Source organism: Sorangium sp. So ce131, assembly GCF_051519095.1.
In the GTDB taxonomy this organism is placed as follows: domain Bacteria; phylum Myxococcota_A; class Polyangia; order Polyangiales; family Polyangiaceae; genus Sorangium.
Genome location: NZ_CP150455.1, coordinates 7506798 through 7521438, shown reverse-complemented (window position 1 = coordinate 7521438; position 14641 = coordinate 7506798). Strand labels below are relative to the sequence as shown.

At 71.1% G+C, this 14641-nt stretch carries 9 protein-coding genes and 1 pseudogene; 7 read left to right on the top strand and 3 right to left on the bottom strand.

Annotated features, from left to right (window positions below; genetic code table 11):
- Positions 1 to 10 precede the first annotated feature (10 nt).
- Together WMF43_RS27375 and WMF43_RS27370 are read right to left on the bottom strand one after the other, a co-directional pair.
- Positions 11 to 997 carry an aldo/keto reductase gene (locus WMF43_RS27375; RefSeq protein WP_437668913.1) on the bottom strand — a complete coding sequence of 329 codons (987 nt, stop codon included), beginning with the start codon at positions 995 to 997 and terminating at the stop codon, positions 11 to 13.
- Positions 998 to 1222: 225 nt separating this feature from the next.
- Positions 1223 to 1861 carry an NUDIX hydrolase gene (locus WMF43_RS27370; RefSeq protein ID WP_437668912.1) on the bottom strand — a complete coding sequence of 213 codons (639 nt, stop codon included), beginning with the start codon at positions 1859 to 1861 and terminating at the stop codon, positions 1223 to 1225.
- Positions 1862 to 1916: 55 nt separating this feature from the next.
- Between WMF43_RS27370 and WMF43_RS27365 the strand changes: the two genes are divergently transcribed.
- Positions 1917 to 7406: an SIR2 family protein gene (locus tag WMF43_RS27365; protein ID WP_437668911.1), complete on the top strand. Its 5490-nt coding sequence runs from the start codon at positions 1917 to 1919 to the stop codon at positions 7404 to 7406.
- A 52-nt stretch (positions 7407 to 7458) separates the two neighbouring features.
- Positions 7459 to 7641 carry a hypothetical protein gene (locus tag WMF43_RS27360; protein WP_437668910.1) on the top strand — a complete coding sequence of 61 codons (183 nt, stop codon included), beginning with the start codon at positions 7459 to 7461 and terminating at the stop codon, positions 7639 to 7641.
- Here the strand turns inward: WMF43_RS27360 and WMF43_RS27355 are convergent, their stop codons facing one another.
- A complete protein-coding gene (locus WMF43_RS27355; RefSeq protein WP_437668909.1) occupies positions 7642 to 9651 on the bottom strand; it encodes a protein kinase domain-containing protein in 2010 nt (669 codons plus the stop codon).
- 203 nt (positions 9652 to 9854) lie between these two features.
- Between WMF43_RS27355 and WMF43_RS27350 the strand changes: the two genes are divergently transcribed.
- The 5 genes and pseudogenes from WMF43_RS27350 to WMF43_RS27330 all read left to right on the top strand — a co-directional run bounded on the left by WMF43_RS27350 (position 9855) and on the right by WMF43_RS27330 (position 14590).
- Positions 9855 to 10628, top strand: coding sequence for a class I SAM-dependent methyltransferase (locus tag WMF43_RS27350; protein ID WP_437668908.1), 774 nt, complete (start codon positions 9855 to 9857; stop codon positions 10626 to 10628).
- Between the two features lie 180 nt (positions 10629 to 10808).
- Positions 10809 to 11808: pseudogene (locus WMF43_RS27345) on the top strand (methionine ABC transporter ATP-binding protein).
- Positions 11801 to 12481 carry a methionine ABC transporter permease gene (locus WMF43_RS27340; RefSeq protein ID WP_437668907.1) on the top strand — a complete coding sequence of 227 codons (681 nt, stop codon included), beginning with the start codon at positions 11801 to 11803 and terminating at the stop codon, positions 12479 to 12481. Before WMF43_RS27345 ends, WMF43_RS27340 begins: the two are co-directional and overlap by 8 nt.
- Positions 12482 to 12544: 63 nt before the next feature.
- The gene (locus WMF43_RS27335; protein WP_437668906.1) at positions 12545 to 13375 is read left to right on the top strand and encodes a MetQ/NlpA family ABC transporter substrate-binding protein; all 831 of its coding nucleotides are present in this window, start codon (positions 12545 to 12547) and stop codon (positions 13373 to 13375) included.
- A 129-nt stretch (positions 13376 to 13504) separates the two neighbouring features.
- Positions 13505 to 14590, top strand: a complete 1086-nt coding sequence (locus WMF43_RS27330) for a TauD/TfdA family dioxygenase (protein WP_437668905.1) — start codon at positions 13505 to 13507, stop codon at positions 14588 to 14590.
- Positions 14591 to 14641 lie beyond the last annotated feature (51 nt).

The following is a 14641-nucleotide window of genomic DNA, read 5'->3' as shown; positions in this document are numbered from 1 at the left end:
GCGCCGCGCCTCAGCCGTGCGCGTCGGTCAGCCGCTGCATCTGCTCGTCGCTCAGGACGAGATCGAGCGAGCCCAGGTTCTCTTGCAGCTGCGCGGTCGTGCTGGCCGCGATGATCGACACCATCGCGGGCTTCCCCTGGCGGAGCCACGCCAGGACGACCTGGTTTCGCGTGCTGCCCGTCTCCTGCGCGACACTCTCCAGCACGCGCAGGCGCGCGTCCGTGTCGGCGCCGATGAACTTCTCGGGGAGGGGGCGATCCGGGCGGGTGTAGGCGCCGAGCAGCAGCGAGGAGAACGCCACGATCGTGAAGTCCTCGTTCATCCTGCAGAAATCGAGGAGATCGTCGTCCACGTTCACCTGGAACGTGAACCCGCGCTCCGGGACCTCGATCCCGCCGGTGCCGGGGCGCGGCCGCAGGTAAGAGTGCCACTGCTGCGCGCAGCGGTACGGCGACCAGCCGTTGATCCGGCTGAGCGTCCGTGCCTCCGCGATGCGCCACGCCGTCATGTTGCTGCAGCCGAGGTGCCGGACCTTCCCTTGTTTCACCAGCCGGTCCAGCGCCTCCAGCGTCTCTTCCAGCGGCACCGTCCGCTGATCGACGTGCGCGTAATACAGGTCGATCACGTCCGTGCCGAGCCGAGACAGGCTCTCTTCCACCGCGCGGACGATGACGTTCGCCCTCAGCCCTTCGGCGGACTCGAGCCCTGCTCCGGGGACCGTGGGCTTGCCGCCGACCTTCGTCGCGAGGAAGATCTCGCCGCGGTTCTTTCGCTCCTTCATCCAGCGGCCGAGGAGGCTTTCGCTCTCCCCTCCGACGCCGCCGCTCACCCAGAAGGCATAGTTGTTGGCCGTGTCCAGGAAGCGGCCGCCTCGCTCGTAATACTGATCGAGGAGCGCGTACGAGGTCCGCTCGTCCGTCTTCGTCCCGAAGTACATGCAGCCGAGGCACAACGCGCTGACCTGCGTGCCGGTGCCGCCAAAATCGATGGTCTTCATCTTGCGAGCTCCTCCGCCGTTCGGACAGCCAGACTTCGACATAGAGGAATCTTTTTTTTCTCGGTGAACCCCGAAATACACCGCGCGGCGTGCCGACACAAGCCGGTCCATCGCGCGCCGTGGTCAGCGCAGCGGGCCAATGGGCTCACGGTGCGCGCATCCCCACGGCCTCCAGCGACTGGCCGTCTTTCGCACCGGACAGCGGGCCTGGCCGGTCGAGGCGGCTCACGCGTGGAGCACCTCGAAGAGCTGCTCCAGCATGCGGTAGGTCAGCCCCCAGACGACGCGCTCGCCCACGAGCAGGCAAGGCAGCTCGATGACCGTCCCCTCGTGGGTGTACGCGTACTTCGACGCGCTCTCGCCGCGCGCGAGCGGGCCGAGCGGCGTCCAGATCGCCTCGGCCACCTCGTCGCTCAGGGTGAGCGCCGGGGTGGAGCGCAGCGCGAAGACGAACGGCGCGATGATCATCCCGACGCGCCGCCCGCGCACGACCGCGGGGAGGTCGGGCAGGCGCGCGAGCAGGGTGCCGTGCGCCTCGAGGTCGATGCCCACCTCCTCGCGCGTCTCGCGGATCGCGGTGGCGAGCAGGCTTGCGTCCGTCGCGTCGCGCCGCCCGCCCGGGAGCGCCATGTGGCCCGACCAGGGGTCGGCGGGGTGCTCGGCCCGGCGGATCAGGAGGAGTTCGGCCTCGGCGGGCGCCGGCGCCTCGGGCCCCGCGGGGCCGAGCGCGGATGGGGGAGAGCCCTCGGGCGCCCGGAGGATCGCGGCGACCGCGGCCTGGCGTTCCTCGGTGGGCGCGTCGGGCGAGGGCTCGCGCCCGGCGAGGCGGGCCATGATGGCGGCGAGATCGTAGGAAGGGAGCACGGCCGGGAGGATAGCACCGCGATCCTGGCACCCCGGACGATGTACGGTAGCGCCGATGAAGACGCCTGCGGATCCAGTGAGCAGCCCTATGGAGGCGCCGGTCGATCCGGTGCTCCAGGACCTCCGCAGGGCATACGAGAGTGGACAGCTCGTCCTGTTCGTCGGCGCTGACGTCCCCGCTGCGGCGGGACTCCCGGATTGGCGGAGGCTCACCGAGCAGATGGCGGCGCGCCTCCGGGCGCGCGGCGCATCGGCGGGCATCCTTGCGGAGATCGAGGAGCTCGCGCAGAAGCAGCGGTACATCGAGGCGCTGTCGGCCGTGAAGCTCGCGCTCGGAGCGCCGGAGTTCTGCGCCGCGGTGGAGCAGGCCCTCGATGACGGCGGGCGCGACGTGCCCGAGATCGCGCGCGTCATCGCGTCGATGAGGCCCAAGCTTCGGGCCGTGCTCACCACGAACCTCGATCGCCTCCTCGAGCGGGCGTTCGAAGGGGAGTGGGACGTCCTCGCGCGAGCGCCTGCCGACATCGCAGCCCGCCGCGGCTACATCCTCAAGCTCCACGGGACCCTCCGCGAGCGGGACACGTGGGTGTTCACGCGCGAGCAGTACGACCGCGTGATCTTCGCCTCGCCAGGCTTGCAGGTGGCCATCAAGGCGCTGTTCCACGCGTGCCCGATCCTCTTCGTCGGCTTCAGCTTCGCCGACGACAACCTCGACCACGCGCTCGGCGAGATCCGCGCGCTGGCCGGCGAGCAGCCGCCACCGCACTTCGCGCTCCTCCCCGAGGACACCGTGACGCCGTTTCGGCGGCGCAGGCTCGAGGCCGCGGGGGTCAGGATTGTCGCCTACGAGAGCCCGGACAGCGCGCACGCCCGCGTGGCGGCGATGCTGCGGTGGGTGGCGCGGGGGGGCAGCGAGGGCTGCGACGGCGTGATCGTCGGGGCCCAGGGCATGGAGCAGAGCGATTTCCTCACGCGCGTGGAGCGCGTATGCCGCCTGAAAGAACCGGAGGACGCGAGCATCGAGCGGCTGCCGGCACCTCCGCCGTTCGGTGCCCTCCTGCGCGTTTCGGCGCGCAGGGGGCGCATCGTGCGGACGCACCCCGTCGCCGCGATCGAGCAGCCGGTGACTGACGAGATGCTTCAAGCGTTCTTGGAGCGCATCGACGCGCCGTACCGGAGGGATGATCCAGGGCTCGTCTCGACCCTCGTCTACCGGGGCAACACTGCGCCGGAGTCGCTCGTCCGCGCGGCGGAGCGGGCCCGGGTGAACCTGGAGAGCTTCATCGAGTACCAGGGGTTGCTCGACTTCACGCACTATCTCGAGCGGCAGACCCAGCGGCTCTCGAGCGACCTGGTGTACCCGCCGTCGCTCTACGTCGAACAGCGCCTCAATTTCAAGGTGGGACTCGACGAGCTCGAGGAGGCGGACGCGCTCTCGACCGTGGCGGAGTGGCTGGATTCACCGCGCGGCCGGTTCGTCGTCCTGCTGGGCGACTTCGGCACGGGCAAGACGTTCCTGCTCCACGAGCTCGCGCGGCGCATGGGCGCCGGCAGGGGACCGGTCGTGCCGGTCCTCGTCGAGATGCGATCGCTGGAGAAGGGACGCACGCTCGAGGAGCTCCTGGCGCAGCACTTTGCGAGGGCGCGCTTCGATCGCTTCCAGATGGAGGCGTTCCTTTACATGCTCTCCGAGGGGCGCATCGCGCTCCTGTTCGACGGCTTCGACGAGCTCGCCCTCCGCGTGAGCTTCGACAGGGCCGAGGAGCATTTCGATACGCTGATCCAGGCGGCATCCGGGAACGCGAAGGTCGTCGTCACGAGCCGCACGCAGCACTTCCTGTCGGACCGGCGTGTGGAGACGGCGCTCGCGAAGCGGGCTGGATCGCTGCCCGGTTACCGGCTGGCGAAGCTGTCGCCGTTCACCGAGGACCAGATCCGCCGCTTCCTGGTGAACCGGCTCGGCGGCGAGGGCGTCGCCGAGCGGCGCTTCAAGCTGCTCGGCGGCGTGAAAGACCTGCTCGGGCTCGCGAGGAACCCGAGGATGCTGGGCTTCATCGCGGGCATCGACGAGAGCAAGCTGACGGAGGCCGCTGCCAGCAAGGGGGAGGTCACGTCGGCGGAGCTCTACAGGCTCCTGCTCGAACAGTGGTTGCGCAAGGAGGACGAGCGGGCGCACCCGAGGGGCGCGCAGGTAGGCCTCACGCTCGAGCAGCGGTGGCAGGCGGTGACCGAGCTCGCTGTACAGCTCTGGCAGCGCGGCGAGCGCACCGCGGACGTGAGCGCGCTGTCGCCCGAGCTCTTGCTGGCCGCGCAGGAGCTCGCCGCGAGCAAGCTGGATGCCGGCGTCGTCGCGCACGAGATCGGCGCGGGGACGCTGCTGGTGAGGGACGAGGAGGGGAGCTTCTCGTTCGTCCATCAGTCGGTGCTGGAGTGGCTCGTCGCGCGGCGGGCGGCGGAGGACGTCGCGGCAGCAGGCGAACCTGCGTCGCTCAGCCTGCGCGAGATGTCGGAGCTGATGGCCGACTTCTTCGCGGCGCTGGCTGGCGCTGACACCGCGGTGACATGGGCCCGCGCGGCGCTCGCGTCTGGCTCGAAAGAGGTCGCGAAGAAGAACGCCTTGCTCGTGCTCAAGCGGCTCGGAGTCGAGGCGCACGTCGGGGTGAACCTGGCCGGGCACGACTTGCGCGGCCGCGACCTGTCACGGCAGGACCTGCGGGGCGCCGACCTGACCGGCGCTGACCTGACCGGGGCTCGGCTGGTCGAGGCCGATCTGCGGGGCGCCTCGCTCGAGCGCGCGGTGCTCCAGCGGGCGGATCTCTCCCGGGCGCGCCTCGGAGGCGCGAACCTCCGGGCTGCCGAGCTCTCATTTGCCCGCCTGCTCGGCGCCGACCTCCGCGACGCGTCGCTCGCAGGGGCACGCCTGCGCGCCGCGGAGCTCGTCGGCGCGGAGCTCAGCGAAGGAGCGCTCGACGGCTGTGTGACGGCGGGCGCGGCGATGCCGGAGCCGGCGCACGTGGAGCCGATGATCGCGCCGGCATCGGACTGCAGTGCCGTCGCCTTTAGCCCGGACGGCGTCTTCCTGGCGTCGGGTCACGCGAACGGATCGGTCCGTATCTGGGATCTGGTGACCGGCGTCGTGCGGGTCGTCCTGGTTGGTCATGAGGGCAGCGTCCAGAGCATGGCGTGGAGCGTGGACAGCGGGACGCTGGCGTCTGGCTCCGAGGACGGCACGATTCGTCTGTGGGACGTCGCGCGCGGCGCCGCCCGGCTCGTCCTCAGAGGTCATGGAGGCAGGGTGTGCTGCGTCGCCTTCAGCCCCGATGGAGCGAAGCTCGCCTCGGGCTGGGAGGACGCGACGATCTGGCTGTGGGATGTCGCGAGCGGCGCTGTCGTCAACGTCATCGAGGGGTATCCGGGGGCGGTGCCTGGAATCGCGTGGAGCCCTGACGGGAGCACCCTTGCGTCGGCGCATGAGGATTTCACGGTCCGGCTATGGGACGCCGGCAGCGGCTCGGCTCGCGCCGTGTTCTCCGGTCACCAGCGCCGCGTCCAGTGCGTCGCGTGGAGCCCGGACGGCGCGACGGTCGCGTCGAGCTCGTACGACTCGACCATCCGGCTGTGGGAGGTCGCGACGGGCTCTGCCCGGCTTGTCCTCAAGGAACACAAGAGCTGGGTCGTGACGCTCGCCTGGAGCCCGGATGGGTCTACGCTTGCGTCGGGCTCCTACGACTCGACCGTGCGGCTGTGGAACGCCTCGACCGGCGCGGCGTGGCTCGTACTCAGGGGACACGGGGGACTCGTGGCAGGTGTTGCGTGGAGCCCCGACGGCGCGACGCTCGCCTCCGCGAGCCTCGACGGGACGATCCGGCTGTGGGATGCCTCGACCGGCGCTGTTCGGCTCGTGCTCGCGAGCCCTCTCGATGTGGTGTGGTCCGTCGCGCTCGACCGGACGGGGGGGATGCTCGCGACGGGATCGCAGGCCTCAGGCATCCGGCTGTGGGATATGACGACCAGCACGATCCGTCGCGGGATCGATGTGCCTGCGCGCGTCTGGAGCCTCGCCTTCAGCCCTGACGGCGCGACGCTGGCCTCGCGCTCCGAAGGCACCACTGTCCAGCTGTGGGACGTCGCCAGCGGCGCCGCGCGGCTCACCCTGGAGGCTCATGCGAGCCATGTCCTGAGCGTCGCGTGGAGCCCGGACGGTGCGGCGCTCGCGACCGGCTCGCAGGAGTCAGGCCTGCGGCTGTGGGACACCGGGACCGGCGATTGCCGGCTTGTCTTCAGGGGGCATCAGGCCGCCATCTGGAGCGTCGCCTTCAGCCCCGACGGGAAGATGCTCGCTTCCGGTTCCGGCGATTCGACCATCCGGCTGTGGGACGGCGCCACCGCTGCTGTGCGGCACGTGCTCGCGGACCACCAGGGCCTTGTCCGGAGCGTCGCCTGGAGCCCCGACGGTGCGACGCTCGCGTCAGGCTCGTACGACGCGACGATCCGGCTGTGGGACGTGATGACCGGCGCCTGTCGGCTCGTCCTCAAGCAGCATCAGGGCTGGGTCATGAGCGTCGCGTGGAGCCCCGACGGCACGATGCTCGCTTCCGGCTCGGGTGACTCCACGGTGCGGCTCTGGGACGCGGCGAGGGGCGCCCCGCGGCTCGTGCTGAGAGGCCATCAGAGCGGCGTCGCCAGCGTCGCTTTCAGCGCCGACGGGTGCATCCTTGCGTCGGGCTCGGGCGACTCCACGGTGCGGCTGTGGGATGTCGCGACCGGAGCATGCCTCGCCGTCCTCCTGTGCGTTCCGGAAGGCTGGGCCGCGTTCACGCCGAGCGGTCGCTACAAGCTCGGTGGCGACACGGGGCGAGCGTTCTGGTACGCGACCGGGCTCTGCCGTTTCGAACCCGGCGAGCTCGATCCTTACGTTCCGTCCTTGTGCCGTGTCCGCGAAAGTGAACCGCTGTATGAACGTCCTTCGAGGCAAACGGTCAAAACGATAGATCCGCGTGCACCGCATGCATTGCTCCGCACCCTGAGCCCGCACCTCGCGCAGGCAGCTCGCCTTTATGGCGTCGGTCCCGACCCCGAAGAGGACGACGTTGGTACGAGGTCGCCTGACCTGACGGTCTCGATGAAGATGAGGGGGGAAGTAGAGTCAGTATTCAAGCTCGCCGTGGAGGTCGCCTTCTTGATCGTGAGCTGCCAAGGAATCTTGGGGCCTGGCGAGCGGCCCGAGTTCGTGCGTGTCGTCGCGAACGTGTTCGATGCGGTCGACCTCGACCCGATTGCCTCGCTCGTAGACAATCTGGCCGAGTCGCTTGCCAGAGACGGCTTGGAGCTAAGAATGCGTCGGGTCGCATGGATCATCCCAGAGCGGGGCACCCGATTCGCGCTGATTTTCTTCGCCGCTCTGGTGGCTCAGCAGTGTGATGGTATCGACGAGCTCAGGCGGAGCGCGCTCGACAAGCTCGCGCACGCTCTTGAGCTTCCGCACAGCGCCGTCGCTTCTGCCTTGAAGTTTTTTGAGCATCCAGCTGGCTTGCGGAGCCTCTAGGATCTTCCGTGTCGACACCTCCTCCCTCGTCGGGCACGCTCGCCGGCGACCCATGACCCCCTTCTGGATCTACGCGCTCCTCTCCGCCGTCGCCGCGGTCGCCACGGCGATCCTGGCCAAGATCGGCGTGGCGGGCGTCCCGTCGGCCCTCGCGACGGCGATCCGGACCGTCGTGATCCTCGCCTTCCCCTGGGGGATCGTGCTCGCCGGCGGCCAGCACCGCGACTCACGCTGATCACCGCCGCATCAGCGTCTCGCTGCCGGCGAGCGTGCCCCCCAGGGTGGCCCAGCGCCCGGTGAGCTGCTTGCCCTGGATCGCATAACTCACCACGCCCACCTGCTGGCCCGGCGACCATCCCACCACGAGCTGATCGCCGGAGCGGATGCCCACGCCTTTCAACACACCCGTGCTCAGGGTCCAGGTTACTGCGTAGGTCTCGCCCGCAGGCGCGATGAGCACCGTCCCCTGGCGAGCGCCGTGCGCGATACGGTAGCTGCCGCTGAGCCCCGCGGGGCCTTGCAGCTCCTCGGCCTGCACTTGGCCGGGGCGGTCCGTGGAGATCCAGTGGCCGTGCAGCCGCTCGCCGTCGATGCGGTAGGCGGCCGCGCCGTACTGGCCGCCGTTGGCCCATCCCACGGCGAGGGTCTGATCCTGCACGAAGGCGATGCCCTCGTAGCCGGATCCTTTCGTGATGATCCAGGCGATCCGGTATGTGTCCCCGGTCCTCGACAAGAGCACGTTGCCGGCGTAGCTGCCCTGTCCGCCCGGATTCCGCGAGGCGGTGATATCGTAGGTGCCGGCCACGTCGACAGGGCTGCTCGTCGGGGGGCTCGTCAGGTTCGACGACGGCCGCGGCGGGGTGCTCGTGGTCGCGCCGGGGCCGCCCTGGGACGACGGCAGCGGTGGCGCTGCGTCGGGCTCGTCGGCGGCCATTCGCCGGAGCAACAGGACACCGCCGACGACAAGGGCCATGACGACGAGCAGCCCGCCGCCGGCGATCGCGAGGACGAGACCCGAGGATGCCTTGCGCGGAGGTGAGCTGGGCGCCGGCGCCAAGGTGCCGCCGGTCATGCCGCCGACATCGGTGCGGGCGATACCCGGGTAGGTGGGGGCGGTGTACGGGGGTTGAGCCGGCATGGAGTGAGCCGGCATGGAGTGAGCCGGCATGGAGTGAGCCGGCATGGAGTGAGCCGGCATGGAGTGAGCCGGCATGGAGTGAGCCGGCATGGAGTGAGCCGGCATGGAGTGAGCGGGCACGGAGTGCGCGGGCATCATGGGTTGAACCGGCACCGGCGGGCCGTGCGACGAGGTCGCGGACCTGTACGACGCGGCGGCGAGCACCGGATCCAGCGCCGCCATCGCCTGGCCCGCGTCGGCGAAGCGCGCGTGGGGCTCGCGCGAGACGCAGCGGGCGAACCAGGCGTCGAAGCCGGGCGGGATCAGGTGCGCGCAGCCGTGGTGCGCGGCGCGGGCGGACGGCGGCTCCAGCGGGTTGAACAGCACCTCGCGCATGAGCGACATGACCGAGGCGCTCCGCCCGCGGCTCGGCTCGAGCCAGTACAGGCGCGCGGTGAGCAGGAAGAAGGCGATCAGCCCGAGCGACCACACGTCCGACGCCGGCGTGACCCGCTGCGTGAGCTCGGTCTGCTCGGGCGCCATCCAGAGCGGCGTGCCGACCGAGGACGTCATCGCCGACATGGCCCGCGTCTCGGCCACGACCTTCGCGACCCCGAAGTCGAGCACCTTGATCTTGAAGCGGACGTTCTGCTGCCGCGGGCGCGCGACGAAGACGTTCTCAGGCTTGAGGTCGCGGTGCACGACGCCCGCGCGGTGCGCCGCCGCGAGCGCGTGGCAGAGCTGCCCCATCATCTCGTGCACCTCGTCGGGCGGCAGCGCGCCGCGCTGACCCACCACGGCGGCCAGGTCCGACCCGTCGAGCAGCTCCATGGCCAGCCACGGCGTCTGCGTCGCCGGATCCACGCCCGCGGCGACCACCTCCACCACGTGTTCGCTCTCGATGCGCGCGCCGACCCGGGCCTCCTGCTCGAAGCGCTCGCGGAAGCGGGCGTCCTGCGCGATCTGCGCGTGCATCAGCTTCACCGCGCGCGGCTTGCCCGTGGAGAGCTGCTCCGCGACGAACACCGCGCCCATGCCGCCCTGGCTCAGGGGCCGGACGATGCGGAAGTCGCCCCCGAGCACGGTGCCGGGGGCGAGCGGGACGGCGATGGGCGGGGCGGCGGTCATGGCAGGAGGAGCACCCCCGGGGTGCAGGCGCGCTCCGGGCGGTCCGCAGTGTAGCCCCGCGCGACCGTTGCTGGAAATCCCCGGGGTACGGCGCGCCGCGGTCAAGTTCTTGCATCATGAAGCGACGTCGAGAGCGCAGCAGCGCGGCTCGGCGAGCGCGCGTGAGCCCGGATCGCCGGGCGGAGGCGCGACGGGAGGACACCATGGACTACGACCGGATCGGACGAAGCTACGATAGATACCGGGTCGCGGATCCGAGGATCGCCGCCAGCATCCACAGGGGACTCGGGCGCGCCTCCACGGTGGTGAACGTCGGCGCCGGGGCGGGCTCCTACGAGCCTACGGATAGAAGACGCCTGGTCGCGGTGGAGCCGTCCGCCACGATGATCGCGCAGCGCCGGACGCCGGGCGTCGAGGTCGTCCAGGCCAGCGCCGAGAGCCTTCCTTTCCCGGATGATTCTTTCGATGCCGCGATGGCGATCCTGACGATGCACCACTGGGCAGATTGGCGTCGGGGACTCCGCGAGATGCGCCGGGTGGCGCCCCGGATCGTGATCTTGACGTGGGACTCGAGCAGCGGCGGTTTCTGGCTGACACAAGACTACTTCCCGGAGCTGATAACGCTCGATCGCGCGCTCTTCCCGGCGATCGAGGAGCTCCGCGACGCGCTCGGCGGCGCCAGCGTCGAGCCGGTGCCGATCCCGAGCGACTGCACCGACGGCTTCCTCGGCGCGTACTGGAGCCGGCCGCACGCCTACCTCGACGCGGGCGCGCGAGGCGCGATCTCCGCGTTCAGCCGGCTGGACGACGTCGACGCGGGCCTGCGCCGGCTCGCCGACGACCTCGAGAGCGGGCGCTGGCACCGGCGGCACGGGCACCTCGCGGAGAAGGGCTCGCTGGACCTCGGATACCGGCTCGTCGTCTCCGGCGACGCGACGTCGTCTCCACGTGTGCCGCCCAGCTCGCCGCCCGGGTGAGCGCGCTGCTGCGTGGGCAGCAATCGTGTGCCCCGGTGTTGCTCCCGCAGGAGCAGGCCGCTATATGCTGGCGCGCCGCTCCCGCACGGCGGCGCGGCTGCTCCTGTCCTGCGAGCCGCCGACGGCGCCGGCCCGCTCCCCGAGGCCGCAGCGGGGCGGGCGCGGAGGTGGTCGTCGGGCGTGATCGAGCTGCGTGACGTCAGCAAGGTATACCGGCAGGGCAGCCGCGAGATCGCGGCGCTCGCGGGCGTCTCCCTGCGCGTCGCTCCGGGCGAGGTGCTCGGCGTGCTGGGGCATAGCGGCGCCGGAAAATCCACCCTCATCCGCTGCGTCAACCTGCTCGAGCGGCCCACCGCCGGCGAGGTGCGGGTGGAGGGCCGGGACATGCTGGCGCTCGGCCCGCGGGAGCTCCGGCAGGCCCGCCAGGGCATCGGGATGATCTTCCAGCACTTCAACCTCTTCTCCTCGCAGACCGTGGCGGGGAACATCGCCTATCCGCTGGCGATCGCGGGCTGGCCCCAGGACCACATCCGCGCGCGGGTGTAAGGAGCTCCTGTCGCTCGTCGATCTCTCGGACAAGGCGCAGGTTTACCCGGCCCAGCTCTCCGGCGGGCAGAAGCAGCGGGTGGGGATCGCCCGGGCGCTCGCGCCGCGGCCGCGCGTGCTGCTGTCCGACGAGGCCACCTCGGCCCTCGATCCGGAGACGACGCGCGCGGTGCTCGGCCTGCTGCGGGACATCAACCGAAAGCTCGGGCTCACCATCCTGCTCATCACGCACCAGATGGAAGTGCTCAAGCAGATCTGCGATTCGGCGGCCGTGCTGGAGCAGGGCCGGGTGGTGGAGCAGGGCAAGGTCGCCGACCTGCTCGCGCGCCCCGGCACCCGGCTGAACGCGTTATGTTACCCGCGGTTCGCCGCGGGCGACTGGCCCGTCCGTCCCGGGGGCCGCCTCGTGGGCCTCTCCCTCGCCGGGGACTCCGCCGCTCAGCCCGTGCTCGCCCTGCTGGCGCGCCGCTTCGGCGTGGACTCGACCCTGCTCGAAGGCACGCTGGAGCGTGTGGGAGGCGCCCCGGTGGGCCGGCTCCTGGTCGAGCTCACCGGCGCCCCGGAGGCGCTGGAGCAGGCGCTCGGCCACCTGCGCGAGCAGGGGTTCTCGCCGGAGCTCATCGCGCATGCCTAGCGAGCTCCTCGAGTCGCTGTGGGTGGCCACCGTCGAGACGCTCTACATGACGTCCGTCGCCGCGATCATGGTCCTGCTCGCGGGGCTCCCGCTCGGCGTGCTGCTGGTGATCACCGACCGGGGCGGGCTCTGGGAGCGGCCGCTGCTGAACCGGTCGCTCGGCACGATCGTGAACGTCGGGCGCTCCGTGCCGTTCATCATCCTCATGGTGGCCATCGTGCCGCTGACCCGGCTGCTCGTGGGCACCACCATCGGCACCACGGCCGCGATCGTGCCGCTGGTGGTCGCGGCGATCCCCTTCATGGGGCGCGTCGTCGAGCAGAGCCTGCGCGAGGTGGATCCAGGGCTCGTGGAGGCGGCGGTGGCGATGGGCTCCACCCACCGGCAGGTGATCCTCCGGGTGCTCTTGCCCGAAGCGCTGCCGTCCCTCGTGCGCGGCGCGGCGCTCATGGTGATCAGCCTGCTCGGATACAGCGCCATGGCGGGCGCCGTGGGCGGCGGCGGCCTCGGCGATCTGGCCGTGAAGTACGGCTACATGCGCTTTCGCACCGACGTGATGCTGGGCTGCCTCGTGGTGCTGCTCGCCCTGGTGCAAGCCGTCCAGCTGCTCGGGGACAGGCTCGCGTCCCGCTTCGACCGAACGAGCTCCCGGGGCGCCGGGGCTCGCGATTGACCCTCTCTCCCAGGCGCCTCGGCCGCGCCGCCTCACGCGCGTGAACCCTCTCCAGGACTGACCATGAAGCGAACCCCAGCGATCGTGCTCTCCGCCCTCCTGCTCTCCGTCGTGGCGCTGCTCTCCGCCTGCAAGAAGCCGGACGAGCCCGCCGGCGCCGGCGGCGCACGCACCTTGAAGGTCGGCGCCACGCCCGTGCCTCACGCGGAGATCCTCCGGGCGGCCGCCCCGCTGGCCGCGCGGGAAGGCGTGGCCATCGAGGTGGTCGAGTTCACCGACTACGTCCAGCCGAACATCGCGCTCGCGGACGGCCAGCTCGGCGCCAATTACTTCCAGCACGTGCCCTACCTGGAGCGGTTCAGCGCCGACCGCCACCTCTCGCTGACCAGCGCGGCGGCGGTGCACCTCGAGCCGCTGGCCCTCTACTCCACCAAACATGCTCGCCTCGAGGACCTGCCCGAGGCCGCGCAGGTGACGATCCCGGCCGACCCGACCAACGGGAGCCGGGCCCTCCAGCTCCTGGCCCAGAACGGGCTGTTGCGCCTCCGCGAGGGGGTGGGCATCGCCGCGACCGTGAAGGACGTGATCGACAACCCGCGCAAGCTCGCGCTGCGGGAGATCGACGCCGAGCAGCAGCCGCGCACCCTGGCGGACGTGGACGCCGCCGTGATCAATGGCAACTACTTCCTCGAGGCGCAGAAGAACCTGAAGCTGGACGCGAAGGTGCTCGCCCGCGAGTCGGCCAAGGACAACCCGTACGCGAACGTGCTGGCGGTGCGGAAGGGCGATGAGGCGCGGCCCGAGGTGCAGGCGTTGATCAAGGCGCTGCGCTCCGAGGAAGTGCGGCGCTTCATCGAGTCCACGTATGGCGGCGCGGTGGTGCCGGCGCTCTGACGCAGCGTCGCCGCGGCTGCCTCACGAGCGCTCCCCCGTCGCGATGAACACTTGACATCCTCCGATCGGTTTGACTTTCCTTTTCGCCGGACCCCGCGCATCGTGGCCGAGGGATTGAGGAGGAGCGCCGTGGAGACCACCGCACCCATCGTCGACCTGTCCCGGCTCCCGGCGAGGATCGACGCCCCCGCGGCCTGGTACGGCCCCGAGCTGGCGCGGAGCGACGCCTGGATCGAGCACCTCACGCCGGCGGAGGTCGAGGAGGTCGACGCCGCGGTCCGGCGGTTCGCCGAGTCGGGCGCCGATCCGGCGCGGATGCGCCGCGAGGACTTCCCGCTGCCGACGCTCGCGGCGCGCCTCCGGCGCGTGCTCGCCGAGGTGCTCGAAGGCCGCGGCTTCGCCCTCCTCCGCGGGCTCCGCGGCCCGTGGCTCGACCGGAAGGACGCCCGCGCGGCCGCGATCGCGTTCCTCGGCATCGGCAGCCACCTGGGGAGCGCGCGGTCGCAGAACGCGAAGGGCCATGTCCTCGGGCACGTGAAGGATCTCGGCCTGTCGAGCCAGGACCCGAGCGTGCGCATCTACCAGACGCGCGAGCGGCAGACCTTCCACACGGACTCGTGCGACGTCGTGGCGCTGCTCTGCCTGCGGACCGCGCGGGTGGGCGGGCTCTCGGCGCTCGTCAGCTCGATCACGCTGTACAACGAGGTGCGGCGGGCGCGCCCGGATCTGGCCGAGGTCCTGTTCGCGCCGATCGAGACGGACCGCCGGGGCGAGGTGCCGGCGGGCGAGAGGCCTTATTTCCGCATCCCCGTGCTGAGCTGGCATGCCGGGCTGCTCACCGCCATCTACCAGCGGCAATACATCGAGTCGGCGCGCCGTTTCCCCGACGTCCCGCCGCTCACGGCGCGGCAGGTCGAGGCGCTGGACCTGTTCGACGCGCTCGCCAACGACCCCGCGCTCCACCTGACGATGGAGCTCCAGCCTGGCGACATCCAGCTCGTGCACAACCACACGCTGCTCCACGACCGGACGGCGTTCGAGGACTGGCCCGAGCCGGACCGCAAGCGGCACCTCCTGCGGCTATGGCTCGCGCCGCCGGGCGCCCGGGCGCTGCCGCCGGTGTTCCGTGAGCGGTTCGGGTCGCTGACGCCCGGGGACCGCGGGGGGATCGTCGTGCCGGGGATGCGGCCCGTGGTGCCGCTCGAGGCAGGGTGAGCGCGTCGAACGGCGAACCGCCAGGGCGCCGGGACATGTCTATCTCTTGGC

Coding starts and splice junctions, on each gene's coding strand:
- WMF43_RS27375 (WP_437668913.1), bottom strand. CDS start 997: ATGAAGACCATCGATTTTGGCGGCACCGGCACGCAGGTCAGCGCGTTG.
- WMF43_RS27365 (WP_437668911.1), top strand. CDS start 1,917: ATGAAGACGCCTGCGGATCCAGTGAGCAGCCCTATGGAGGCGCCGGTC.
- WMF43_RS27360 (WP_437668910.1), top strand. CDS start 7,459: ATGACCCCCTTCTGGATCTACGCGCTCCTCTCCGCCGTCGCCGCGGTC.
- WMF43_RS27355 (WP_437668909.1), bottom strand. CDS start 9,651: ATGACCGCCGCCCCGCCCATCGCCGTCCCGCTCGCCCCCGGCACCGTG.
- WMF43_RS27350 (WP_437668908.1), top strand. CDS start 9,855: ATGGACTACGACCGGATCGGACGAAGCTACGATAGATACCGGGTCGCG.
- WMF43_RS27340 (WP_437668907.1), top strand. CDS start 11,801: ATGCCTAGCGAGCTCCTCGAGTCGCTGTGGGTGGCCACCGTCGAGACG.
- WMF43_RS27335 (WP_437668906.1), top strand. CDS start 12,545: ATGAAGCGAACCCCAGCGATCGTGCTCTCCGCCCTCCTGCTCTCCGTC.